This is a genomic window from Streptomyces sp. NBC_00510, assembly GCA_036013505.1.
GTDB lineage: Bacteria > Actinomycetota > Actinomycetes > Streptomycetales > Streptomycetaceae > Actinacidiphila.
The window spans coordinates 6,591,356-6,613,833 of record CP107851.1 but is presented as its reverse complement, the minus strand read 5'-3'; the positions used below and the strand labels follow the sequence as shown (position 1 = coordinate 6,613,833).

Genomic DNA, 22,478 nt, shown 5'->3' with positions numbered 1-22,478 from the left:
GTCGCCCGTCCCCGGCCGTTCAGGTCAGGTCAGGTCAAGTGAGGCTTGGTCAGGTCCAGTCGGGTCCCGGCGGATCAGGTCAGCCGGTGACGCTGGCCCGGCCGGTCTCCAGGTGGCCGGTGAAGCGCTGCGACCAGGTGTGGTCGCAGTCGGCCGTGACGGTCACGTCGTACCAGCCGCCGCTGACCTCCAGCGGGCTGACCGTCCACGCCTCCTTGCCGTGCGGGGCGACCCGCACCTTCGTGGGGGCGCCGGGGATGTAGTGGTTGTGCGTGACGGTGAACGTCACCGGCTTGCGGCCGTTGTTGCGCAGCCACAGCTTGAGCTTCGGGTGGGCGGTCGCCCTGCCGTCGTGGTAGCGGGCCTCGACGACGAGGTCCTTGCCGGCGCCGGCGGTGTCGCCGGTGAAGCGGCGCAGGAACCGGTTGGGGCCCGTGACCGTCAGGTCGTAGGCGGTGTCGCCGGCGGCGGAGCCGACGGGACCGGTGCCGGTGACCCGCGCGCCCGCGGGGACGGTGTACTGGCCGGGGAACGCGGCCGGGTACGCGGCCAGGGAGGGGAACCCGCCGAGGTTGTTGTGGACGGAGAAGTGGCTCGCCTTGGTGGCGAAGGGGGCCTCGTTGCCCAACTCCAGCTCGACCGCGCCCTCGGCGAAGCCGGTCAGGTTGGCACTGGGCTGGTACGGCAGCGGGCGGGCCCGCTTGGTGCCCTTCTCCTGCGTGGGCATCGCGTTGTCGCCGGGCAGCGGGGTGTACCGGGTCTCGGGGACGAGCGGGCCGGTGTCGGGCAGGTGGGGCAGCCCGTAGACGGGGGAGGCGAAGTCGAGGGCGCCGGTGAGGTCGCCGCACACCTCGCGCCGCCAGTCGCTGATGTTGGGGCAGATGGCGGGCGTGCCGAGGGCGGTGGTCCACTTCTCCAGGAACTGGATGACCGAGGTGTGGTCGGAGACCTCCGAGGTCACCCAGCCGCCGCGGGTCCAGGGCGAGATGAGCAGCAGCGGCACGCGGAAGCCGAGGCCGACCGGGAGGGGCTCGGTGACGCCGTACTGGCCCATGGTGCCGGAGACGAACTCGTCGGCCTCGCCGGGGGCGGGGACGGGCGGCGGGACGTGGTCGAACTGGCCGTCGTTCTCGTCGTAGTTGACGATCACCAGCGTCGAGTCGAAGACGTCCGGGTCGGCGTGGAGGGCCTCCAGGACGCCGCGCAGGAAGTACCCGCCGTTGCTGGGCGCGGTGACCGGGTGCTCGGAGAAGAACTGGTTGTTGACGACCCAGCTGACCTGCGGCAGCGTGCCGCCCAGCACGTCCGCGCGGATCGCGGCGTTGATGTTGTCGGCGTTGCCCGCGAGGCCGGTGACCGGCTCGGGGACGTCCTTGACGCCGTTGTCGTAGTAGACGTCGCCGGGGGCGGCCCGACCCCCCTGGGTGGGGTCGAGCCTGGCGAAGGTGCCGAAGTACTCCAGGCCGTTGTCGCCGTAGTCGTCGGCGCACTGGTAGACGCGCCAGCTGACGCCGGCCTCCTGGAGCGTCTCGGCGTAGGACTCCCAGGGCAGGAACCTGCCGCGCTCGTCGCCGCCGTCGTTGGCGGTGAAGTCGCCGTGCTTCTTGTCGGCGTTGATGGTGCCGCCCCACAGGTAGGTGCGGTTCGGGCCGGTCGCGCTGAGCACGGAGCAGTGGTAGGCGTCGCCGACGGTGTAGGTGTCGGCGAGGGCGTAGTGGAAGGGCAGGTCCTTGCGGTCCAGGTAGCCGAGGGTGGTGGGGCCGCCCTTGGCGTAGTACCAGCCGTTCATGAGGCCGCCGTACCAGGCGCCGTGCTGGTCGGTCCAGCCGTGGCTGGTGCCGCCGTAGTTGGCGGCGCCGAGCTCGGCGCTCGGCGGGGTCGGGCCGCTCCAGGACTTCGCGCCGCTCAGCCGCCACGGGTACTGGGTCTCGGCGCCCTCCGTCGGCGCCTTGGGCTGCTGCCACACGGACCCGCCGCCGGGCAGCTGGATCGTCGCGCGGTCGCCGAAGCCGCGTACGCCCTTGAGGGCGCCGAAGTAGTGGTCGAAACTGCGGTTCTCCTGCATGATCACGACGACGTGCTTGATGTCGCGGATGTCGCCGTGCGGGCGACCGTGGCCGTGGCCGCGCGGGGCGGGCCCGGCCTGGGCGGGGGTCGCGGCGGCGCTCACGCCGGGCAGCGTGGCGCCGATGGCGGCCGCGCCGGCGACGGTCGCGGCGGTGCCGAGAAAGTCTCTCCGGGACACTGAGGACATGGCTCAAAACCTCCGGATGGGAGATACAACTACCTGGAGACCTTGATCCCGCGTCCTTGCCCACGGGTGTCGGGAACCGGGCGCGGACATGGACGGGCCGAGGCGCCCGTCCTTCCGCCGCCCTGCCTGCCTGCCGGAAGCCCGGCCCCCTTCCCTAATTCTTGACGTGTCAAACAAATGCCTCTATGTTTGCTTGACGCGTCAAGCGATGAATGGAGCTGGGCGGGCCCCGTACCGTCGCCCCCGGGGCCCGCCCGCGCCGCCCCCAGGATGAGGAGTCACGACCATGGCACAGCCGCACGGCGAGGAGCTGCAGGCGATCCTGGAGCGCCAGGCGGAACTGAGGGACCGTTATCTCCTCCCGGCCGGGGAACGCCCGGCACCCACCACCCAGGGGGTCCACCACGCCGCGTTCATCGCCCGGGACGTCGAGGAGACCATCCTCTTCTACCGGGACGTGCTGGGTCTCCCGCTGGTGGACCTGGTCGAGAACCGCGACTACCGCGGATCGACCCACTTCTTCTTCGACCTGGGCGGCGAGAACATGCTCGCCTTCTTCGACTTCCCCGGCCACCCCCACCCCGACTACGCGGAGACGGTGGGCGGCGGCCACCACGTCGCCCTCGCGGTCACGCAGGAGGCCTACGACATGGTGAAGGCCCGCCTCGACGAGCGGGGCCTGCCGTATGCGGCCTTCCCGACCGAGGTCGCGGACAGCATGTTCCTGGCCGACCCCAACGGGCTCAGGATCGAGCTCATCACGGAGCGGAAGGGCTACGCGCTCGGGGAGTACATCCTCTGACGCGGCGGGCCCTTCCCGCGCATCTTCGGGTCCTGGCAGCGGGGCGGAGGCCTCATGGCCCCGGGGCCCCGCGGTCGTCGCGGACTGACGGCCCGGGTCAGCTCTTCTGCGTCTCCTTGTCGCGGAGCGCCTTCTCCACGGCGTCCCGGACGCGGGTGTCCTCGCGCTGCTTGCGCCGCGTGCGGCCGCGGCGGGTGAGGACGATCGCGGCGGCGACGGCCGCGGCGAGGAGGACGATCAGCAGGACCAGGACCCAGGGCACGGCCCAGCCGTGGGCAGTGGCCTCGACCGGGTCCAGGGGGGTGATGGAGCCCGACGCGTCGGTGAGCATCGGGGTGAGGGTGGCGGTCGCGGTGAGGCTGACGGCGGGTGCGACGCCGTGGACGGGCACCTTCACCTTCCAGCTCTCGCCGGGGAGCAGCTCCGGCGGCGCGGGGATGTCGCCGGCCTTCGCCCGCAGCCATCCGAACGGACCGGCCACCGAGACGGACTGGCGGGCCGACAGCATCGCGTTGCCGGTGTTGTGGATCGTGTAGGTGACGGTGGCGTCGCCCGAGGCGAAGGGGCTCGCCGGGCCGTCGTAGTCGACGTGGAGGTCCTCGACGGCGAGCTTCGGCTTGAGCTCCCCGCTGACCCGCAGCTTGACCCGGATGCCCAGTCGCCGGTCCACGTTGATGCCCTGGGCCTCGTCGGACTGCTTGAGCGAGGTCAGGATGCCGCCCACGTAGTCGCCGGGGGTGGCGTTGTCCGGGACGGTGACGGTGAAGGGGATCTCGGCGGTCTTGCCGGGCTTGATCTCGACGCTGTCGCGGTCGGCGTGGACCCAGGCGCCGATCCCGACGGACTTCTTGTCCTTGGTGAGCAGGTCGAGCTGCCCGGTGTCGGTGGTGTAGCCGTCGGCGGCGTAGAGCGCGAGCCGCAGCGCGGAGGTGCTGCGGTTGGCCACGACCATGGCGTCCTTGACCTGTCCGCCGGGGTTCGCGGTGTAGCTGTAGCTGGACCGGTCGTCGCCGAACCCGTTCGCGGCCGTCCTGACCGTCCAGGTGACGTCGCCGTCGGCCGCACGGGCGGGGCCGGCGTGGAGGCCCACGAGGGCGAGGGCCGCGAGCAGGACCAGGACGGCGGTGCGGGCGAGGGGCGTCGTGCGGCGCGGTGCGGACGGGTGCATGTCGGGGTTCTCCTGGAGCGGGAGGCGGGGCAGGCACCGGACGGTGCCTGCCCCGCCGTCAAACGGGTACGGTCAGCTGCTCAGCGCAGTGATCGTGAGGGTGGCGCGGTAGCCGCCCTTCTCGACGCTGTCCGGGATCTTCAGATCCAGGTCGGCGCCGAGCTTGGCGGAACCCCGCGGGTGGCCCTGCGCGGCGGAGCCGAGGCCACGCGAGACGGACAGGCCCTGGCCGTGGTCGTCGTAACCGGACGCCACCGGGTCGCCCGCCGCGGCACCGGCGCCGCCGTCCAGGACGTACGGCGTCCAGCCGAGGTAGGAGCCGGGGAACGTCTTGTCGGCGTCCTTGAAGTCGCCCACGTTGGCCGAGATCGACCACGGGGCGAGCGAACGGCGGCTGTCGGAGACGAGGATCGGGTTGATCTTGCCGCCCGCGACGAAGTGGTCGCCGTTCTGCTCCTTGGCGGTACCGAGGTCCACCAGGCCGTTGTAGCCGTCGATCGTCCAGCCGAACTCACCCGGAGCCGGGTTGGGGACGTTGACCTGCAGGTCCTGCTTGTCCCCGTGGTACGGGTGCACCGTGACGTCGTCGACGTGCGAACCGACCGGCTGGTCGGCGCCGTTGGCGGCGCTGCGGATGTTCTCGACCACGAGCTTGTCGTTGCGCACCTGGACCTTGACGTAGGTGCGGACGTGCTCCTGGTTCTGGACCGAGTTGTACCAGTAGCTGTCCGGGTTCAGCGGGTCGGCGCCGTTGCCCGCGCCGCTGGTGCCGCTGCTGTCCGGCTTGGTGATGTCGTAGTACTTCGAGCCCGAGGCGGAGTTGGCCGTCACGTAGAGGACGCCGCCGGGACCCGGGTACACGTCGGAGGCACCCGGCTGCTCGGCCGGGTTCTCCTTCTCACCGTTCTTGATCAGGTAGCTGCGGGAGTAGCTGTGGTCGTGGCCCTGCAGGACCAGGTCCACCCCGAGCTTGGAGAACGTCGTCGGGAAGTCCAGACGACGCTGCTTGTTGTCGCCGTCCTTGGCGTGCGAGGCCGGCGAGTAGATCGCGTGGTGGTAGACGAGGACCTTCCACTTGGCCTCGTTGCCGTGCTTGTTGATGACGTCGGTCACGTAGTTGACGTGTGCCGCGTCACCGCCGCCGTTGGCGGAGTTGTAGCTGTTGCTGTTCAGGTCGATGAACAGCACGTCCTTGTAGATGTACCAGTAGTCACCGCCGGACTTGGTGCCCGCGGGGTTCCCGTTGTCGTAGTACGGGGCCGAGCGGTCGGTGTTCGGGGTGGTGAAGTGCTGCTCGTAGGCCTTGCCGCCGACGTCGTGGTTGCCGATGGTGGCGGCCCACGGGTACTGGCGCAGCCCGTCGGGCGCGAGGAAGGAGTTCCACTGGGACTCGGTGTTGGCCGTCTCGACCTGGTCACCGCCCGACACCAGGATCTCGGCGTTCGGGTTGGCCCTCAGCGAGACGTCGACCGTGTCCTGCCAGCCGGCCTGGTCGGCGGCCAGGTTGCCGGACGAGCCGATCTGCGGGTCGCCGTAGAACAGGAAGTCGTACTCGCCCTCGAAGTCCTGCGTCTTGAAGGAGTACGCGGTGGACCAGTTGCCCTCGCTGCCGACCCGGTAGGAGTACTGGGTGTTCTCCTTCAGGCCGGTGATCGTCGCGTGGCGGTTGAAGCCGCCGCTGGTGGCGATGTTCGCCGCGCCGATGGCGTCGAAGGTGGCGGAGCCGGCCGGGAACTGGCCGTCGGTCACCTGCGCGGTCGGGGCGACCTGGATCTGCTGCGCCGTGTCGGCGGAGGAGTACCAGGTCACGGTGCGCTGGGTCTCGTTGGCGCCGACACCGAGGACGATGCCGCTGAGGGTGGCGGTGTCGGCGGCGGACGCCGAGGTCACAAGCCCGTTGCCAAGGGCAACCGTCAGGCCGAGGAACGCCGCGGTGGCCCCGGTGGCCACACGGCGCCGCGCGGACCCGGAGGTCCGCGAGGAGTTGCTCGATCTCATTTTTGTCTTTTCCTTCTGTGCACGAATCGTGTGCATCGAGTGGAGACCCCCACGCTCACCTCGGCAGGTAAAGCGAACATAAATGCGAGCTACGTGATAGTTGAACAACGCACGAGCCCTGGACGGAGTCTCAGAATCCGGACACTCGTTGCACGAACCACACCAGCCCCATGACGGACACCCCCGCGGAAATCGCACCCGTGGTCCAGAGCCCGGCCCGCGCCGAACGGCGGCGCAGCACGAGCAGCAGCGGGAAGACGACGGCGATGATGGCCAGTTGGACGGCCTCGATGCCGACGTTGAACACCAGCAGGGACCACAGCAGGGTCCACGACCACGCCTCGTCGATCCCCAGCGCGCCCGCGAAGCCGAGGCCGTGCACCAGGCCGAAGCAGAACACCACGCCGAGGCGGGTCCATCCGGCCCGGTCCAGGCTGAAATGCCCCTGCCCGGCGGCCTCGAGGTCGGTCGCGTGGTCGCCCCGCCGCCAGATCCGCCACAGGTACCAGCCGGCGACCACGGCGATCGACAGCGCGATGACGGGCTCCACGATCCGCGCGGGCACGTCGACCACGCCCAGCGCGGCGAGCATGAACGTCACCGAGTGCGCCAGGGTGAAGCTGGTGGCCGCCAGCACGATCTCGCGCGGCCGCCGCGAACCGGCGATCAGGGCGAGCAGGAACAGGATGTGGTCGATCCCGGTCAGCAGGTGCTCGGCGCCGAGGCGGAAGAACTCCCAGAACCGCTCGTACCAGGACTGGCCGATGGAGAAGGACGGGTGCTCGGCGTCGAGCGCGGCACTGCCCGAACTGCCGTCGACCGCGTACGTGACGATCGTCTTGGTGCCCTTGACGTAGCCCTCGGAATCGGGGAACAGCCCGCTGCGCACCTCGCGGTCCTCGCCCTGCGGGCAGTTCCAGTCCAGGCGGAGGGTGGCGTACGGCACGCCCTCCCGGCGGCCCATCGTGAAGCCTCCGGCCTGGGCGGGGGTGCAGGCCGTGCCGTCGGAACTCACCGCGAAACGCCCGGTGGCGTACGCGACGGCCGACTTCGCGTGCGCCTCCAGCGCCGCGGCCTGGGCGGTGGCGTCGCCGGCGTCGAACGCGGCGGTCCCTTCGCGGAAGAGGGTGTCGTCGTGCTGGTAGTCGGCGGCGGACACGACGAAGAGGTCGTACTCGAGCTGCAGCGTGGTCCGTATCCGGCCTCCGTCGGCCGGGGCGACGTCCACGTACACGGTCGAGGTGAAGCCGTGCGCGAGCGCGGACTGCTGCCCGAGGCCCAGGAAGGCGATCACCGCCGCGGTGATCCCGACGAGGGTGCGGCGGACGCGATGTGACATGTGGCTCCTTCAGGTTGCCACTGCACCGTGCACGTCGCGGGTGAACCGGAACCGGCCGGTCGGCGAATCGTGCGAAAACAAGTTCGACAACGGCGCCCCCTGGATGGAGACGACGGGAACGGGATTGCAGGATGGGGGCAGCACCACCTGTCACCACCCGGAGGTCGATCGCCTTGCGCCCCCCGCTTCGCGCCGCCGCCACCCTGGCCGCGGCCGCCGCGCTGCTCACCGGATGCGGCTCCGGCGACGACTGGTCACACCCGCACCCCAGCCCCAGCGCCGTCGGCACCCCGGGTCCCGGGTTCGTCGACCGCGCCGCCCCGCCCGCCCCCGAGGCCACGGCCACCCCGCGCCCCGGCTCCTGGTCCGGGGTCCACCCCTCGGAGGGCTACCGCGTCGTCCTGCTGACCGCGGGCGACGACCGGCCCGCCAAGGCGCTGGCGACCGCGGTCAAGGAGTGGGCCGAGGCCGAGCACGTCGACCTCAGGACGGTCGTCACCGACCACCCCGCCGACCTCCTCGCCAGCACCACCCGCGCCCTCGACATGCATCCGGACCTCATCGTCAGTGCCGGCAACGACCTGATCGACCCCCTCGCCACGGTCACCCCGAACCACCTCTCCCAGCAGTTCCTCGTGGTGGGCGCGGAGTTGGCCGAGCCCACCGCCAACGTCACCGCCGTCGACTGGTCCGGCGCGTCGTTCCGCGGCGAGGGGCTGGGCATGTCCTCGACGTACGACCCCGCCACCTTCACCCCCGCCCGCTGCGCCGCGGCCGTCCGCGCCGGCGTCGCGGCCGTCCTGGGCGGTGTGACCGGAATCGTCCTCTGGCTCGACGAGCACGGGGGATAGCGCCCCCGGTGCCCGTCCCCTGGCGATCCGCCGACGAGGCCCTGGCCGCGCTCTCGTTCGGGCGGCGTCGGCTCGCGGTCCATGACACCGTCGGCAACCGCGACGACCCCCACCGGCAACCCACCACGCCATCGGCGCGCCCAGGACCGCCGCGCTCGCGGAGACGCTCCGCCTGATCCGGTCCTACCCGCAGTTGGCCGCCATGTGGCGGGCCACGCCTGTGCGCAGCACCGTCACCTCGGAGCGGGCGGGCTGATCGCGGGACGGGTGTACCGGCGGTGGCAGCTCTTGGCACCACATGGCGCCATCTGGCACCACGTGGCACCGCGTGGCACCATCCGGCGCCATCCGGCGCCATCCATGGCACATCGCGCACACGTGGCGCCATCATGGCTCAGGCCACCGCCATCACGTTTCGCCAGGTCAGAGCAACTACGCCGCAGAGTGCGCAATGCGCGGCGCCATTCAGGCTTGCGCATGGCGCCATAGTGGTGCCACTATGACGTCATGGACCTCACCCCGTATGTCGACACCCTCCGCCGTGAACTCGCGGTGGCCGCCGAAGCCGGCGGGGAGGATGCCCGCGAGCTGGCCGAGCGGCTCACCGCTCCGCTGGAGTCGGCGACCCGCCTGACCATGCTCAACGTGCTCTCCGCCGCGATGGACGAGATCACCCGCGAACTCGCCCCCGGCTCGGTCGACGTACGGCTGCGCGGGCTGGACCCCGACTTCGTGGTGACGCTGCCGCCCACCGGCGGCGGCCCCGCGGACCGGGTGGACGCGCCCGTCGAACCGCTCAAGGCCCCGGCCCCCGCCGCGGCCGAAGGCGACGAGGGCGGCACCGCACGCGTCAACCTGCGCCTGCCGGCGCACCTCAAGGCCCGTGCCGAGGAGGCCGCCAACCGCGAGGGCCTGTCGGTCAACGCGTGGCTGGTACGGGCCGTGTCGGCCGCGGTCGACGGCGGCCCGCAGCAGCGTGCGGCGGAGAAGACCCGCACCACCGGACAGAGCTTCACGGGCTGGGTGCGCTAGCCGCGCCCGCGCCCGCTCCACGTCACCCACACCACGTCCCACCAGCGGGGACGACCCCAAGACCCAAGAGGACGGGACAGCCATGCCTTCTTTCGACACCCCCGAACCGATCTCCGTCACCGCCCACGTGGGCGCCGGTTCCATCCGGTTCACCGCGGGCGACCGCCCCGACACCGTCGTCGAGGTGCTGCCCCGCGACCCGAAGCGGGACAAGGACGTACGGGCGGCCGGCCAGACCGAGGTCACCTACGCGAACGGCGCCCTGACCGTCAGGACCAAGGAGCGCTACCTCATCGGGCCCAGCGGCGCCGTCGACGTGACGGTCGAACTGCCCACGGGCTCGCGCGTCAACGTGACCGGCTCCTGGACCCAGGTGCTCGGCGAGGGGCGGCTCGGCGAGGTCCGGGTGAAGACCTCGTCCAACGACGTCCGCTTCGACACGACCGGCCCGCTGCAGCTGACCGCCTCCCACGGCTCGATCACCGTCGACCGGATCGAGGGCACGGCCGAGATCACCACCAGCTCCGGCAGCCTGCGCGTCGGCACCCTCGACGGTCCCGCCGTCCTGAAGAACTCGCACGGCACCACGACCGTCGGCGCCGCGCTCGGCGAACTGCGGGTGCGCGGAGCCCACGGCAACGTCGACGTCGAGCGCGCCGAGAGCTCGGTCACGGCCACCGTCGCCCACGGCAACCTACGCGTCGCCGAGGTCGCCCGCGGCACCGTCCAGCTGGAGACCTCCTACGGCGCCATCGAGGTCGGCGTCCGCGAGGGCACCGCCGCCTGGCTCGACGTCAGCTCCGAGCGCGGGCAGGTGCGCAACACGCTCACCGCGTCCGGGACCCCGGAGGCGACCGAGGACACCGTCGAGGTCCACGCCCGGACCCGCTGGGGCAACATCGACATCCGCCGCGCCCGGGTCTGAGCACCACGACCCCGACCCGCGCCGGCCCCCACCCACTTCAGCCTTCGAATGGAGGGCCCCGTGCCTTCTTCTGTCATGCCCACGCCCAGGCGGGATGACGGTCACGCGTCACCCGCCGCCATCTCCGCCATCGGTCTGCGCAAGTCCTACGGCGACAAGACCGTGCTCGACGGCATCGACCTGCGCATCCCGGCCGGATCCGTGTTCGCGTTGCTGGGTCCGAACGGGGCGGGGAAGACCACCGCGGTGAAGATCCTGTCCACGCTCGTCTCCGCCGACGGCGGACAGGCCCAGGTCGCCGGCCACGACCTGGCCGGGGATCCGCAGGCGGTGCGTGCCGCGATCGGGGTCACCGGGCAGTTCTCCGCCGTCGACGGGCTGATCACCGGCGAGGAGAACATGCTGCTGATGGCGGACCTGCACCACCTGTCCAAGGCCGAGGGACGGCGGGTGGCCGCCGCGCTGCTGGAACGCTTCGACCTCACCGAGGCCGCCGGCAAGCCCGCCGCCACCTACTCCGGCGGCATGAAACGGCGCCTGGACATCGCCATGACCCTGGTCGGCGACCCCCGCGTCATCTTCCTCGACGAACCCACCACCGGCCTGGACCCCCGATCCCGCCACACCATGTGGCAGATCATCCGCGAACTCGTCACCGGCGGCGTCACCGTCTTCCTCACCACCCAGTACCTGGACGAGGCCGACGAACTCGCCGACCGGATCGCCGTCCTCCACAACGGCACCATCGCCGCCGAAGGCACCCCCGACGAACTCAAACGCCTCATCCCCGGCGGCCACATCCGGCTGCGCTTCACCGACCCCACCGCCTACCAGCACGCCGTCACCGCCCTGCCCGGCGCGGCCAGCGACGACGACGCCCTGACCCTGCAACTGCCCAGCGACGGCAGCCAACGCGACCTGCGCACGCTGCTGGACCAGCTCGACGCCGGCGCCGTCCACGCCGACGAGCTGACCGTCCACACCCCCGACCTCGACGACGTCTTCTTCGCCCTCACCGGCGACACCGCCACCGTCCCCCACCAGCCCACGGAGGCCCTGCGATGAGCACCCCGACCCACGCCCTGCGCGACTGCTCCACCATGCTGCGCCGCAACCTCCTGCACGCCCGCCGCTACCCCTCCCTCACCCTCAACCTGCTCCTCACCCCGATCATGCTGCTCCTGCTGTTCGTCTACGTCTTCGGCGACACCATGAGCGCCGGCATCGCGGGCGGCACCCCCGACCGCTCCGCCTACATCGCCTACCTCGTCCCCGGCCTGCTCCTGATGACCATCGGCAGCACCACCATCGGCACCGCCGTCTCGGTCTCCAACGACATGACCGAGGGCATCATCGCCCGCTTCCGCACCATGGCCATCCACCGCGGCTCCGTGATCGTCGGACACGTCATCGGCAGCGTCCTGCAATCCGTCCTGAGCGTCGTCCTCGTAGCGGCCGTCGCCGTCGCCATCGGCTTCCGCTCCACCCACGCCACCCCCCTGGAATGGCTCGCCGCCCTGGCCCTGCTCGTCGGCTTCGCCACCGCACTGACCTGGATCGCCGTCGGCATGGGCCTGGTCAGCCCCAATGCCGAGGCCGCCAGCAACAACGCCACCCCCCTGATCCTGCTCCCCCTGCTGTCCAGCGCCTTCGTCCCCCTGCACTCCATGCCCGGCTGGTTCCAGCCCATCGCCCAGTACCAGCCCTTCACCCCCGCCATCGAGACCCTCCGCGGCCTCCTCCTGGGCACCGGCATCGGCGACAACGCGTGGATCGCCGCCGCCTGGTGCGCCGGACTCACCGTCCTCGGCTACCGGTGGTCCACCGCGAGGTTCAACAGCGCCGGCACCTTCTGATCCGGTGCACGCACCACGGCGGAGGGCCCCGCGCGGCACGCGGGGCCCTCCGCTCGGGTTTCGCGTCCCTGCTCAGTCCGTCGTGAGGTGCGTGTCCATCACCGTCACCAGCGCGGCCCGCCGTTCCGTCCCCTTCGGGGCCCGGGTCTGGTCCAGCCGGAGCGCGGCGGCGCGGCCGCGCAGGGACAGGGTCATGAGCTGGTTGCCGAACCAGGGGCCGCCCGTCTTGCGCCAGCGCAGCGACGGGGTGCCGGCGCGGCCGTGGCGGGCGAGGGCGCGGCCGATGAGCCGGGCGGGGCCCGTCCAGGCGAAGCGGAAGGCCAGGCGCATGAAGCCGGGGATCGTGTTGTGGACCGGCGAACAGGTCAGCTGCAGCAGACGGGAGCGCAACGGCGTGCCGGGGCGGTGGGCCTCGGCGGTGTAGGCGTGGTGGACGTCGCCGGACAGGACGCAGATCGTGGCGGGGGCCTCGGGGTCGTCGGCGGCGTCGGTGAGGAGCCCGGCGAGGGCGTCGAAGGAGTCAGGGAAGGCCGACCAGTGTTCGAGGTCGCCTGCCTGGCGCAGGCGTTCGCCGCGGTGCGTCCAGCGGTGGCCGCGGCTGCCGCCGCAGAGGGCGGAGCTCCACGCCTCGGCGTCGTGGACGGCGTGCGGGAGGAGCCAGGGCAGGGAGGTGCCGATGAGCAGGTGGTCGAAACTGCCGTCGGGGCGGACGTTCTGGCGCAGCCAGTCGAGTTCCGCCGGGTCGAGCATGGCGCGGTCGTGCTCGTCCAGGACGCGGGCGGCGCGTGAGTCGACCATGAGCAGGCGGGTGCGTCCGAGGTCGCGGCGGTAACTCCAGCGGGTGTGCGCCGGGTCGGCCTCCACGCGTGCGGCGAAGGCGCGCAGGGTCTCCGTGCCGTCGTCGGCGGCGCGCACCGCGGCGAGGAGCTTGTCGGCGGCGAGTTCGGCGGGGGTGAGGTTGCCGAGGTGCTGGTGGACCCAGTACGAGGTGAGGCCGCTGGTGACGCGCTCGTGCCACCAGGCCGTCTCCCGCATGGTGTTGCGCCACGTGTGGGAGGTGTTCCAGTCGTCTATGACGTCGTGGTCGTCGAAGATCATGCAGCTGGGCACCGTCGACAGCAGCCAGCGGATGTCCGGGTCGAGCCAGGACTCGTAGTAGAGGTGGGTGTATTCCTCGTAGTCGGCGACCTGGTCCCAGGGCGGCTCGTTCAGGTCGCGGCGCCGGGCGAGCCAGCGGCGGGTGGCCGCGGAGGTCTCGTCGGCGTAGATCTGGTCGCCGAGCAGCAGCAGGAGGTCGGGGCGGGGCGCGTCGCCGGAGCCGATGTGGTGGGCGAGGGTGTCCAGCGCGTCGGGGCCGATGGGGTCGGGTTCGTCCGGGGGCGGCGCGGCCCAGCGGCAGGAGCCGAAGGCGACGCGCAGCGGCTGTCCGTCCTCCCCGCCGTCCCCGACGTGCCCGGCGGTGTGGATGGTGCTCGGCGGGTACGGGGAGCCGGGCAGCGGCCAGACCTGCTGCCCGTCCAGGAGGACGCGGTAGGGCGTGGAGGTGCCGGGGCGCAGCCCGGTCACGGTGACGATCGCGTAGTGGTGGCCCGCGATCTGCCAGGTGCGCTCGCTGCCGGTGGCCCCGTCCTCGCAGGCGACGGTCGCCGTGGCGGGGCGGTCCGCCTCGACCCACACGGTGGCCGTGTCCTCGTCCACGTATCTCAGCAGCGGGCCCAGGCGCAGTTCTGCCATGGCGGTCGGCCTTCCCTCCGTCGTCGTGAGTTGTGGACGTCGGAGGGAAGGCGTGAGTTCCCGGCAGCCGCCCGGGCCGCGGTCCCGGCGGCCGGGCGGGGCCGGGACGCGCCGTCAGCAGCCGCTGAGGACGCTGCTGAGCTTGCTCTTCTCTGCGGAGTCGACCGCCAGGCCGTAGTAGTACTTCACCTGGACCCAGGCGCGCACGTAGGTGCAGGCGTACGCGGTGCGGGACGGCATCCACGTGGCCGGGTCCTGGTCGCCCTTGGCCTGGTTCACGTTGTCGGTGACGGCGATGAGCTGCGGACGGGTGAGGTCGTTGGCGAAGGCCTGCCGCTGGGAGGTGGTCCAGGCGGAGGCGCCGGAGTCCCAGGCCTCGGCGAGGGGCACGAGGTGGTCGATGTCGAGGTCGGAGGCGGCGGTCCAGGTGGCGCCGTCGTAGACGGAGTACCAGCTGCCGCTGGTGGCGGCACAGGAGGAGTCGGTGACCACGCCGCTGCCGTCGCGCTTGAGCACCGTCTCACGGGTGTTGCAGGCCCCGCTGATGGTGATCCAGTGGGGGAACAGGTCGCGGTTGTAGCCGGTGCGGTTCTCGGTGGCGACCCTGAGCGAGGCCAGGTAGGTGCGGGCGGTGGCGGCGCTGACGGGGGTGGGGAGCGCCGCCTGGGCGGTGGGGCCGTTCAGGGTCGCGAAGCCGGCGAACAGGCTGGTGAGCGCCACGAGGAGACCCAGGCGTCGACGCGCGTAGACACCGCGCCGCGCGAGAGCACTGCGTATCCGGGACATAGGGAACTCCCTTGGTGTGGGGGCGTTTGGCCGCTGGAACCGTCGGCCATCCTTCTGCTGGGACGTTTCTGCCGGACGAGCGGCAGGTAACAGGTTGGCGACATGGACACGTCATGTCTAGGGGTCGGACGGCACCGGATCCGCGCCACCGTGCGCCGGGGACGGACCGCGTGCCACGGCCTCCCCTCGCGCCCGCCGGTGCGGCGTGCGACTCCCGCCCGGCCGGGGCGGCTTCACTCCCCCGCGGGCCGGCGCGGGGAACCCGCCCTCACAGGGCGCGCAGCCCGCGGATCACCTCGCGCAGCAGATCCGCGTCGGGCCGCTCGGCGACGGCCGGTGGCGGGTCCACCCGGGCGAGCCCGGCGTCGACCAGGTCGCCGAGCACCACGCGCACCACGGTGACCGGGAGGTCGGCGCCGGCCGCCAGCTCCACCAGGGGCAGCGGCCCCTGACGGCGCAGCAGTTCCAGCAGGGAGGCGCGCGCGTGGTCGGCCAGCCCGTGCGCCCGCGGGTCCGTGGGCTCGCCCAGGGCCCGGACCCGGTCCATCAGCGTGAAGGAGCGCTCCGTGTCGGGGCGGGTACGGCCCCCGGTCACGGTGTACGGGCGGACGATCGGGCCGGACTCCTCGTCGTACCAGCGGTCCTCGCCGCCCTCGGCGCGCCGGGTCACTCCTCGCCCGGCTCGTCCGCCGCGCGGGCGGGAGTGGCCAGGTGCCGTCCGGTGCGCTTGACGAGCAGGCCCATCTCGTAGGCCAGTTGCCCGACGTCCGCGCCCGAGGCGCACAGGACCGCCAGGCAACTGCCCTCGCCGGCCGGGGTGACGAACAGGTAGGCGTCGTCCAGCATCACCATGACCTGGCGGACCCCGCCCACCGCGAACGACCGGCCGGCCGACTTGGCCAGGCCGTTGAAGCCGGAGCACACCGCGGCCAGATGGTCGACGTCCTTGCCGGTCAGCCCCTTGGACGAGGCCGTCGCCAGGCCGTCGCCGGACAGCAGCACGGCCTGGCGCACGTGATCCGTGCGGTCCACCAGGTCGTCCAGCAGCCAGTCGAGGCCCTCGGCGGCCCCGGCGTCCTCGGGATGTGCCGTGCCGGACGGCTCGGCGTCTGTCATGTCGCTGCCCCTCCTTCTCCCGCACCGTCGCGTCCCCGGTTCAGCCCTCGCTGGAAGGCCCCGAAGATCGCCCCCATCTGCTCCGGCGACGGGCCGGCGCCGGACACCTCGCGCCCGTCCCCCGGATCGCCGGTCTCGGCGCGCAGTTGCGGGGCCAGGTTCGCCTGGCGCACCCGCGTGGGCAGTGCCGCCGCCGCGCCGGTCCCGGGAGCCGCGGGCGCGGCCGGGGCCGGCCCGGGGACCGCCCCGGTGGCCGGCTCACGTCTGCGTCGCGGCAGCGGGCCGGACGGCTCCGCCGCGGCCCCGTCACCCGGCGCGCTCCCCGCGGTCACCGCCCGGGCCCCGGTGGCGGTCGCCACGGGCTCCGGCGCCGGCCCGGACCCCGTACCCGGCCCGGCGGTGACGGGCGCCAGCACCGGCCCCGGCAGGAAGACCACCGCCGTGGTGCCGCCGAACGGGGAGCGGGTGAGCGTCACTTCGACGCCGTGCCGGTGGGCGAGGCGGCCGACGACGTACAGGCCGAGCCGTTCGCTGCGCGCCGGGTCGAAGTCCTCCGCGTGCCGGAGGGTGGCGTTGGCCTGTTCGAGCTCGTCGGCGTCCATGCCGAGGCCGCGGTCGTCGATCTCCAGGGCGAAGCCGTGCGCGGCCTCGCCGACCCGCATGGTCACCTGGGTGCGCGGCGGGGAGAACACCGTGGCGTTCTCGACCAGTTCGGCGATGAGGTGGATCAGGTCGACCACGGCCTCGCCGACCACGCCGACCTCCGGCATGGGCGGCACGACCACGCGGGCGTAGTCCTCGACCTCGCCGACCGCCGCGCCGACGACGTCGACGATCGGCACCGGCTTGCGCCAGACGCGTCCCGGCGCGGCCCCGGAGAGGATGATCAGGCCCTCGGCGTGGCGGCGCATGCGGGTGGTGAGGTGGTCGATGCGGAACAGGTCGGCGAGCGCGTCGGGGTCGGAGGTGCGCCGTTCGAGGGTGTCGACGAGCTTCAGCTGGCGGTGCACCAGCGCCTGGTTGCGGCGGGCGATGTTGAGGAACAGCGCCGACATCGCGCGCCGCAGGTCGGCCTGCTGGACGGCCGCCTCGACCGCGGCCCGGCGCGCCGCGTTCAGCGCGCGGCCGACCTGCCCGATCTCGTCCGGGCCCGCGCTGTCGGAGCCGTCGTCCTCCGGCCGCCCGAAGGCGAGCGGCGGCGCCTCGGCGGCCACGTCGACCTGCTCACCCGCGCCCAGCCGCCGGGTCACCTCGGGAAGCTGGCGCACCGCCAGGGTGTCGGCGGCGTCCCGCAGTTCCTCCAGCCGCCGGGTGATCCGGCGCCCGGTGTGGACGGAGAACCAGAGGGACAGCCCCACGCCGAGCAGCCCCGCGCCGCCCGCGGCACCCGCGTACAGCATCTCGCGCCGGGCGAAGTCCCGGCCGCGGGCGGCGGCGTTCTTCGCCGCGTCGGTGCACAGCAGCATGTACCTGCGGACGGCGTCGTCCATGGTCCGCCGCCACGACGCGCTCACCAGCACCTTGCCGGTGCCGGTCGCGCCGGCCCGGAGCAGGGCGTCCTCGCCCTCGACCAGGGACCGGTAGAGCGGCCCGCGCTCGAACTCCCGGAAGAGGGCGCGCGAGTCGGCGGGCAGGGCCGGTACGTAGGTGCGCTGGAAGACGCGGCGGTCCTCGATCGTGGCGGCCAAGCGGCGGAACTGCGTACTGGTGAAGCCGCCGGCGACCCGTCCTCCGGTCACCAGCGCGTCCTCGTGGGAGACGAACTCGCGCACCCGGACGAGCCCGGTGACGTTCTGCGCCTCGCGGGCCAACTGCCCGTTCTGCAGGGCGGTCAGGCCGGTCTGCACCTCGAAGGTGGGCAGGACGACGTCGGTGTAGCGGTCCACGGCGCGCGCCCAGTCGATCCGCCCGGCGATGACGTCGCGGCGCAGCGCGGGCAGCCGGTTCACGGCGGCGAGCGCCCGGGTGAGCACCCGGCTCTGGCCGGCGCTGAGGTCCCCGCGCTCGCCCCGGTCGCCGATCGCCGCGCGCATCGCGGCGATCACCTCGTCGGTGTGCCGCTGCTGCCCGGTGAGGTCGGCCAGCGCGCTCCGGCTGCTCCCGGAGGCCAGGTACGCGGCGGACATCCGCCGTTCGACCTGGATCTGGCCGACGGCGGTGTCGACCGGGGTGCCGTAGTGGACGTAGACGGCCTGCAGCCGGATGAGGTCGCGCAGTTCGCCCGTCACCGAGACCACGGCGAAGGTCCACAGCGAGACGAGGACGACGACGGGGATCAGCACCAGGGCGAGGATCCGGGTGCGGATCGTGCGGCTGCCGGGACGGCGACGCATGCACTCTCCAGGCTGCTCGGACGGTGGACAGCCGGATCCCGCCGCGCCGGGACACGCTACGCGCCCGTACGACTACGTTCCGCTCGGCGGAACCGGTTGCGCAGTACCGTAGCGACGGCCCCTACCGGTGAGTAGCCGGTGGGACGAATCGTGAAGTGCAAGCGCTGTGCCATGGCTCACAGTTGCCGCGGGTTGTGAGCTTTTGGGGCGCTTGTCCCCACCGCGGGAGCCGGCCCCGGAGCCGCCCGCGACCCTCAGGAACCCCCGGCCCCCGACGGCACGGCGGAGCCGCCGCCGAACTCGCCCACCGCGTCCCGGACGATCGCGTCCAGCCGGGCGTGGTGCGCGCCGCGCCAGTACGGGCGCTCGCAGACGACGCACTGCGCGAACACGTCGTAGCTGCGCCGGGTGCCGTGCTCCAGCTTCTCCCACACGGCGTCCTTGTCGGCCTCCCGCAGCGGCCCGTTGCACGCCGTGCAGCGCGTCCAGGGCGCCAGGACGGGGGCGAACCGGCCCAGCACGTCGCGCAGTTGCTCGTCGGGCCGGTCGCTGTAGACGTAGGCGCCCGCCCACAGTTCCCGGCGGCGCAGCAGGCCGCGGTCCCGCGAGAGCATCACCCGCCGTTCGGCGGCCGACCGGGCGGCCAGGGCGGGGTCGCCGATGTCCTCGCTCTCGTACGCGGCGTCGACCCCCAGCAGCCGCAACCGCCGGGCGAGCGTGCCCAGGTGCACGTCGAGCAGGAAGCGCAGCGGCGCCCCCGGCACGGACTGGGGCCGGGTGACGGGCTCGACCTCGACGTGCACGCCGGCGACCGGGACGTACGAGACGGGGACCTCGCGGCCGTCCGCCAGCAGCCGGCCGACCTCGGTGAGCGGGACGCCGAGCGACTCCACGACGTGCCCCAGCGTGGACACGCCGTCGGTGACGACGGTGGTCCGCCCCTCCCGTCGTGGCGCCGCGGCGAAGAGCCGCAGCGCGGAGGCGAAGCTGATGCCGATCTCGGGTCCGTTCACACCGCTCACCCGGCCAGGATGCCACCCCGGCGGCGCGGGGCACACGGGGTTTCCCCGCGGCGGGTCACACCGCGCCGTGCTCGACGAGGCTCCGGGCGCAGTCCAGCACCGCCTGCCGGGCCGGCCACCTTGCGGCCGTCCTCGCCGAGCCCCTCGCGCCGGGCCATGTCCGCCATCCAGCGGAACTCGCCCGTGGCCAGGAAGCGTTCGCCCGCAGCACGGTTGTTCGTTACGGGTGCGGCCTGCTGCGGGGTGCGCCCGGAAGCGACGAGCGGCGGACCCGGGCGCCGAACGATGTCGGGGTAAACCGCGAGCGCTGAGGACGTGCGCCGGCGCGGCACCGACCCAGGCACACGGTACGAGACCCGCACTGACCGCGCCGGGCAATCGGGAGGGCGGTGGGGGATGCCCGCCGCAGGCGCAAACAACCCGCACACAACCCACCGGGCAGCCCGACGCAGCCGCCCGCAGGCGCAACCAACCCGCACACAACAACGGGCCCCAAGGGGCACCCCGGTCCGGGGCGCCGGAGGCGCTAGCGGATGTGGAGCAGGAGCGTCCCGTCGGCGGCGGCCTCGACACGGACCTGGGCGAGGGTGTCGACGTGGACCGTGGGCTCGTGGGCCGCGGCGCGGGGGCCGACACCGACCACGCGCATGCCGGCGGCCTTGCCGGCCGCGATGCCGACCTCGGAGTCCTCGAAGACCACGCAGTCCTCGGGGCCGAAGCCCAGCTCGGCGGCGCCCTTGAGGAAGCCCTCCGGGTCCGGCTTGCTGGCGCTGACGCGCTCCGCGGTGACCATGACGGCGGGCATCGGGAGGCGGGCGGCGTCCATGCGGGCCCGGGCGAGGGCCTCGTCCGCGGAGGTCACCAGCGCGTGCGGGCGGCCCTGCAGCGCGGCCATGAAGGCCGGGGCACCCTCGACCGGGACCACGCCGTCGACGTCGGCGGTCTCCTCGGCGAGCATGCGGGCGTTGTCGGCGTGGTTCTCCGCCATCGGGCGGTCCGGGAGGAGCACCGCCATCGTGGCGTAGCCCTGGCGGCCGTGGACGACCTTCATCACGGCGTCGCCGTCGAGCCCGTGCGTCGCGGCCCACCGGCGCCAGCAGCGTTCGACCACGGCGTCGGAGTTGACCAGCGTGCCGTCCATGTCCAGCAGCAGGGCGCGGGCGGGGACGACGGTGGACGGCGACAGCATGGAACTCCCTCGGACGAACAAATCAAGTGGCCCGCCCGCCGGTCAGGGGAAACGGGCGGAGCCACTTTGTTCCTACACGATACAAAACCGTACCGCGGTTCCGCCAGGGGGGGGTGCCCGAACGCGGCCGCCACCGGACCGGCCGCGCCTCCCGGGCCGGCCGCGCCTCCCGGGCCCCGCGGGCCTCAGGGTGCGTCGCCCGCCCCGTCCACGTACTGCAGCAGTCCGTAGGTGAAGCCGGCGGTCCGGCGGCCGGCCCCCGGCGGGGCCTGCGGGTCGGTGAACTCCAGCCGCCAGCGGGTCGGGGCGTCGCCCTCCAGGGGCCGTGCGGGCGGGAACGCCCGCGCCACCTCGTCGACGGTGCAGGACCACGGCGTGAGGTCCTCGAGGCCCGACAGCCGCGGCCCCCGCTCCTCCGGGGCGCGGACAAGCCACTCGTTCCAGACCGCCCCGCCGCCCGGGGCGCACAGCACCTCGAACCGCAGGGTCGGCCACAGCGGGACCGGCCACAGCAGTGCCGGGCAGGTCAGGTCGCCCACCTTCCGCCGGAGCACCGCCTCGGGCGGCCCGAGCACCGCGCGGTAGCGGCGCTCGCCGCGCGGGAAGCCCTTGGCGTGTCCCCATGCCTGCCAGCGGCGGTTCGCCTCCCGCATCTCGGTACGGCTCGCCCCGAGCGTGCGCAGCGCCTCCTCCACCAGTTCGGGCCGGTGGTCGGCCATGCGCCGCAGCAGGACGAGCTGGAAGCCCCTGGGGCCGAAGTCGTCGATCACCACGCCCCCCATCCTGCCGGAGCGCCCAGGGGCCGGACATGGCGGCGCCCGCCGCGGGACCTGGTCCCGGGGCGGGCGCTCACGGACGACGGAGGCCGGTCAGCCCCAGCCGTTCCCGTTCCCGTTGCCGTCGTCGGAGTCCGGGTCCGGTGTCGCGCCGGTCTTCGCCTCCAGGGCCGCCCGGGTGTTGGGCCCGTAGACGCCCTGCGGATCGCCCTTGACCCCGTAGAAGAACTGGAAGCGGGCCACGGCGTCGCCGACCTTCCGGTCGAATTCGCCGTTCGCGGGGCCGTAGTAGAGCCGCACCGCCTTGAGGCGGTTCTGGAGGTCCACGACGGCGGGGCCGCTGTCGCCGCGCTGCAGCGTCGCGGGCGCGGCCGGCGGCGCTGCCGAGCTGGGCGCCTGGGAGACCTGGCCGCTGGCGGACGCCGTCGGCTGCGACGCGGTGGCGCTGGGCGTCGGGGCGCCGGTCGTGGCCGAGGCCGAGGCGCTCGCGGACGCGAGCGTGGAGGGGGTGACGCTGGGCGAGGCCGAGCGCGAGGCGGAGGCCGAGGGCCGCGCGGAGGACGGCAGTTCGACCGCCGGTTCGGAGGCGCCCTGATCGGGGGCCGCCTCCGTACGGTCCGGCAGGCCGGTCAGCTGTGCGGTGAGGAACACCGCGCCGACGGCGAGGCCGACGGCCCCGATGCCCGCGCCGGCGACGAGCGCACCGCGGCGGCGGCGATGGGCCCCGGCGCGGCGCCTGCTCACGGCACGGGACGGGTAGGGCACCAGTTCACGGGACGTGGCGGCCACCGGCACCGGCAGCCGGTCCGAGGAGACCGTGCCGAGGTCGATGACGTCGGTGTCCTCCTCCGGCCCCGCGGCCCCCGCGGCCCCCTCCGGCGGCACCGGCGCCAGGGGCGCGGTCGGCGGGTCAGCGTCCTGCGGTGGGAAGGCCTCGGCGGCCCCCGCCGCCACGGCGGCCGGGACGGCCTCCTCCGCGTCCGCGTACTCCTCCGGTCCCGGCACGTACGGCCGTACCCGGAGGGACTCGTACTCGTGCTCCTCCTGCGAAGCCGGTGATGCCGGCTTGTCAGACGCCACCGGCGCCCCCTCCCCATCCCCTGACAGACGCAGTGATTATGCAGACCACGCATGCCCGGTGCCCAGGCGCCTCCGTTCCCGACGGTCGTACAAACGGAGCCAATCTTGTGGAAAGGGTGTGAATATTTATAAGGAAGTGACGTGAACGCGGTACCGGAGCCCCCGGTGCCCGAGCGGAACGAGTCCTTATGGCGCAGGACGACACCACTTCCCCAGC

Annotated in this window: 19 protein-coding genes; 6 read left to right on the top strand and 13 right to left on the bottom strand. The window is 73.1% G+C overall.

Going from position 1 to position 22,478, the window contains the following annotated elements:
- Nucleotides 1-79 precede the first annotated feature (79 nt).
- Nucleotides 80-2,254 carry a phospholipase C, phosphocholine-specific gene (locus tag OG937_29800; GenBank protein WUD75587.1) on the bottom strand — a complete coding sequence of 725 codons (2,175 nt, stop codon included), beginning with the start codon at nt 2,252-2,254 and terminating at the stop codon, nt 80-82.
- 286 nt (nt 2,255-2,540) lie between these two features.
- Here OG937_29800 and OG937_29795 point away from each other — a divergent pair, with 286 nt between their 5' ends.
- Nucleotides 2,541-3,056 (top strand): VOC family protein, encoded by a 516-nt coding sequence (locus tag OG937_29795; protein ID WUD75586.1) that lies wholly within the window; start codon nt 2,541-2,543, stop codon nt 3,054-3,056.
- Between the two features lie 97 nt (nt 3,057-3,153).
- Here the strand turns inward: OG937_29795 and OG937_29790 are convergent, their stop codons facing one another.
- The 3 genes from OG937_29790 to OG937_29780 all read right to left on the bottom strand — a co-directional run bounded on the left by OG937_29790 (nt 3,154) and on the right by OG937_29780 (nt 7,561).
- Nucleotides 3,154-4,224: a DUF916 domain-containing protein gene (locus OG937_29790; GenBank protein WUD75585.1), complete on the bottom strand. Its 1,071-nt coding sequence runs from the start codon at nt 4,222-4,224 to the stop codon at nt 3,154-3,156.
- A 72-nt stretch (nt 4,225-4,296) separates the two neighbouring features.
- A complete protein-coding gene (locus OG937_29785) occupies nt 4,297-6,222 on the bottom strand; it encodes a metallophosphoesterase family protein (GenBank protein WUD75584.1) in 1,926 nt (641 codons plus the stop codon).
- A gap of 130 nt (nt 6,223-6,352) precedes the next feature.
- On the bottom strand, nt 6,353-7,561 hold the full coding sequence (locus tag OG937_29780) for a HupE/UreJ family protein (GenBank protein WUD75583.1): 1,209 nt from the start codon (nt 7,559-7,561) through the stop codon (nt 6,353-6,355).
- A 173-nt stretch (nt 7,562-7,734) separates the two neighbouring features.
- Here OG937_29780 and OG937_29775 point away from each other — a divergent pair, with 173 nt between their 5' ends.
- The 5 genes from OG937_29775 (at nt 7,735) to OG937_29755 (ending at nt 12,225) form a co-directional block, all read left to right on the top strand.
- Complete coding sequence (locus OG937_29775; protein WUD75582.1) at nt 7,735-8,412, top strand: hypothetical protein; 678 nt, start codon at nt 7,735-7,737, stop codon at nt 8,410-8,412.
- Between the two features lie 507 nt (nt 8,413-8,919).
- The gene (locus OG937_29770) at nt 8,920-9,444 is read left to right on the top strand and encodes a toxin-antitoxin system HicB family antitoxin (GenBank protein ID WUD75581.1); all 525 of its coding nucleotides are present in this window, start codon (nt 8,920-8,922) and stop codon (nt 9,442-9,444) included.
- An 82-nt stretch (nt 9,445-9,526) separates the two neighbouring features.
- Complete coding sequence (locus tag OG937_29765; GenBank protein ID WUD75580.1) at nt 9,527-10,369, top strand: DUF4097 family beta strand repeat-containing protein; 843 nt, start codon at nt 9,527-9,529, stop codon at nt 10,367-10,369.
- A 75-nt stretch (nt 10,370-10,444) separates the two neighbouring features.
- Nucleotides 10,445-11,434, top strand: a complete 990-nt coding sequence (locus tag OG937_29760; protein WUD78931.1) for an ATP-binding cassette domain-containing protein — start codon at nt 10,445-10,447, stop codon at nt 11,432-11,434.
- The gene (locus OG937_29755; GenBank protein WUD75579.1) at nt 11,431-12,225 is read left to right on the top strand and encodes an ABC transporter permease; all 795 of its coding nucleotides are present in this window, start codon (nt 11,431-11,433) and stop codon (nt 12,223-12,225) included. The genes OG937_29760 and OG937_29755 overlap by 4 nt, the downstream gene beginning before the upstream one ends.
- Before the next feature lie 72 nt (nt 12,226-12,297).
- Here the strand turns inward: OG937_29755 and OG937_29750 are convergent, their stop codons facing one another.
- The 9 genes from OG937_29750 to OG937_29710 all read right to left on the bottom strand — a co-directional run bounded on the left by OG937_29750 (nt 12,298) and on the right by OG937_29710 (nt 22,261).
- Nucleotides 12,298-13,959: an alkaline phosphatase family protein gene (locus OG937_29750; GenBank protein ID WUD75578.1), complete on the bottom strand. Its 1,662-nt coding sequence runs from the start codon at nt 13,957-13,959 to the stop codon at nt 12,298-12,300.
- Between the two features lie 114 nt (nt 13,960-14,073).
- Entirely contained in the window at nt 14,074-14,745 is a 672-nt protein-coding gene (locus tag OG937_29745; protein WUD75577.1) for an HNH endonuclease family protein, read from the bottom strand.
- Between the two features lie 268 nt (nt 14,746-15,013).
- Nucleotides 15,014-15,415: a DUF742 domain-containing protein gene (locus tag OG937_29740; GenBank protein ID WUD75576.1), complete on the bottom strand. Its 402-nt coding sequence runs from the start codon at nt 15,413-15,415 to the stop codon at nt 15,014-15,016.
- The gene (locus OG937_29735; protein ID WUD75575.1) at nt 15,412-15,861 is read right to left on the bottom strand and encodes a roadblock/LC7 domain-containing protein; all 450 of its coding nucleotides are present in this window, start codon (nt 15,859-15,861) and stop codon (nt 15,412-15,414) included. Before OG937_29735 ends, OG937_29740 begins: the two co-directional genes overlap by 4 nt.
- The gene (locus OG937_29730) at nt 15,858-18,194 is read right to left on the bottom strand and encodes an ATP-binding protein (GenBank protein ID WUD75574.1); all 2,337 of its coding nucleotides are present in this window, start codon (nt 18,192-18,194) and stop codon (nt 15,858-15,860) included. Before OG937_29730 ends, OG937_29735 begins: the two co-directional genes overlap by 4 nt.
- Nucleotides 18,195-18,448: 254 nt before the next feature.
- Nucleotides 18,449-19,207 carry a Mut7-C ubiquitin/RNAse domain-containing protein gene (locus tag OG937_29725; protein ID WUD78930.1) on the bottom strand — a complete coding sequence of 253 codons (759 nt, stop codon included), beginning with the start codon at nt 19,205-19,207 and terminating at the stop codon, nt 18,449-18,451.
- Nucleotides 19,208-19,742: 535 nt separating this feature from the next.
- Nucleotides 19,743-20,405 carry an HAD-IA family hydrolase gene (locus OG937_29720; protein ID WUD75573.1) on the bottom strand — a complete coding sequence of 221 codons (663 nt, stop codon included), beginning with the start codon at nt 20,403-20,405 and terminating at the stop codon, nt 19,743-19,745.
- A gap of 185 nt (nt 20,406-20,590) precedes the next feature.
- The gene (locus OG937_29715) at nt 20,591-21,187 is read right to left on the bottom strand and encodes a hypothetical protein (protein WUD75572.1); all 597 of its coding nucleotides are present in this window, start codon (nt 21,185-21,187) and stop codon (nt 20,591-20,593) included.
- 87 nt (nt 21,188-21,274) lie between these two features.
- Nucleotides 21,275-22,261 (bottom strand): peptidoglycan-binding protein, encoded by a 987-nt coding sequence (locus OG937_29710; protein WUD75571.1) that lies wholly within the window; start codon nt 22,259-22,261, stop codon nt 21,275-21,277.
- Nucleotides 22,262-22,478 lie beyond the last annotated feature (217 nt).

Coding starts and splice junctions, on each gene's coding strand:
- OG937_29800 (WUD75587.1), bottom strand. CDS start 2,254: ATGTCCTCAGTGTCCCGGAGAGACTTTCTCGGCACCGCCGCGACCGTC.
- OG937_29795 (WUD75586.1), top strand. CDS start 2,541: ATGGCACAGCCGCACGGCGAGGAGCTGCAGGCGATCCTGGAGCGCCAG.
- OG937_29790 (WUD75585.1), bottom strand. CDS start 4,224: ATGCACCCGTCCGCACCGCGCCGCACGACGCCCCTCGCCCGCACCGCC.
- OG937_29785 (WUD75584.1), bottom strand. CDS start 6,222: ATGAGATCGAGCAACTCCTCGCGGACCTCCGGGTCCGCGCGGCGCCGT.
- OG937_29780 (WUD75583.1), bottom strand. CDS start 7,561: ATGTCACATCGCGTCCGCCGCACCCTCGTCGGGATCACCGCGGCGGTG.
- OG937_29770 (WUD75581.1), top strand. CDS start 8,920: ATGGACCTCACCCCGTATGTCGACACCCTCCGCCGTGAACTCGCGGTG.
- OG937_29765 (WUD75580.1), top strand. CDS start 9,527: ATGCCTTCTTTCGACACCCCCGAACCGATCTCCGTCACCGCCCACGTG.
- OG937_29760 (WUD78931.1), top strand. CDS start 10,445: ATGCCCACGCCCAGGCGGGATGACGGTCACGCGTCACCCGCCGCCATC.
- OG937_29755 (WUD75579.1), top strand. CDS start 11,431: ATGAGCACCCCGACCCACGCCCTGCGCGACTGCTCCACCATGCTGCGC.
- OG937_29750 (WUD75578.1), bottom strand. CDS start 13,959: ATGGCAGAACTGCGCCTGGGCCCGCTGCTGAGATACGTGGACGAGGAC.
- OG937_29745 (WUD75577.1), bottom strand. CDS start 14,745: ATGTCCCGGATACGCAGTGCTCTCGCGCGGCGCGGTGTCTACGCGCGT.
- OG937_29735 (WUD75575.1), bottom strand. CDS start 15,861: ATGACAGACGCCGAGCCGTCCGGCACGGCACATCCCGAGGACGCCGGG.
- OG937_29730 (WUD75574.1), bottom strand. CDS start 18,194: ATGCGTCGCCGTCCCGGCAGCCGCACGATCCGCACCCGGATCCTCGCC.
- OG937_29720 (WUD75573.1), bottom strand. CDS start 20,405: ATGCTGTCGCCGTCCACCGTCGTCCCCGCCCGCGCCCTGCTGCTGGAC.
- OG937_29715 (WUD75572.1), bottom strand. CDS start 21,187: ATGGGGGGCGTGGTGATCGACGACTTCGGCCCCAGGGGCTTCCAGCTC.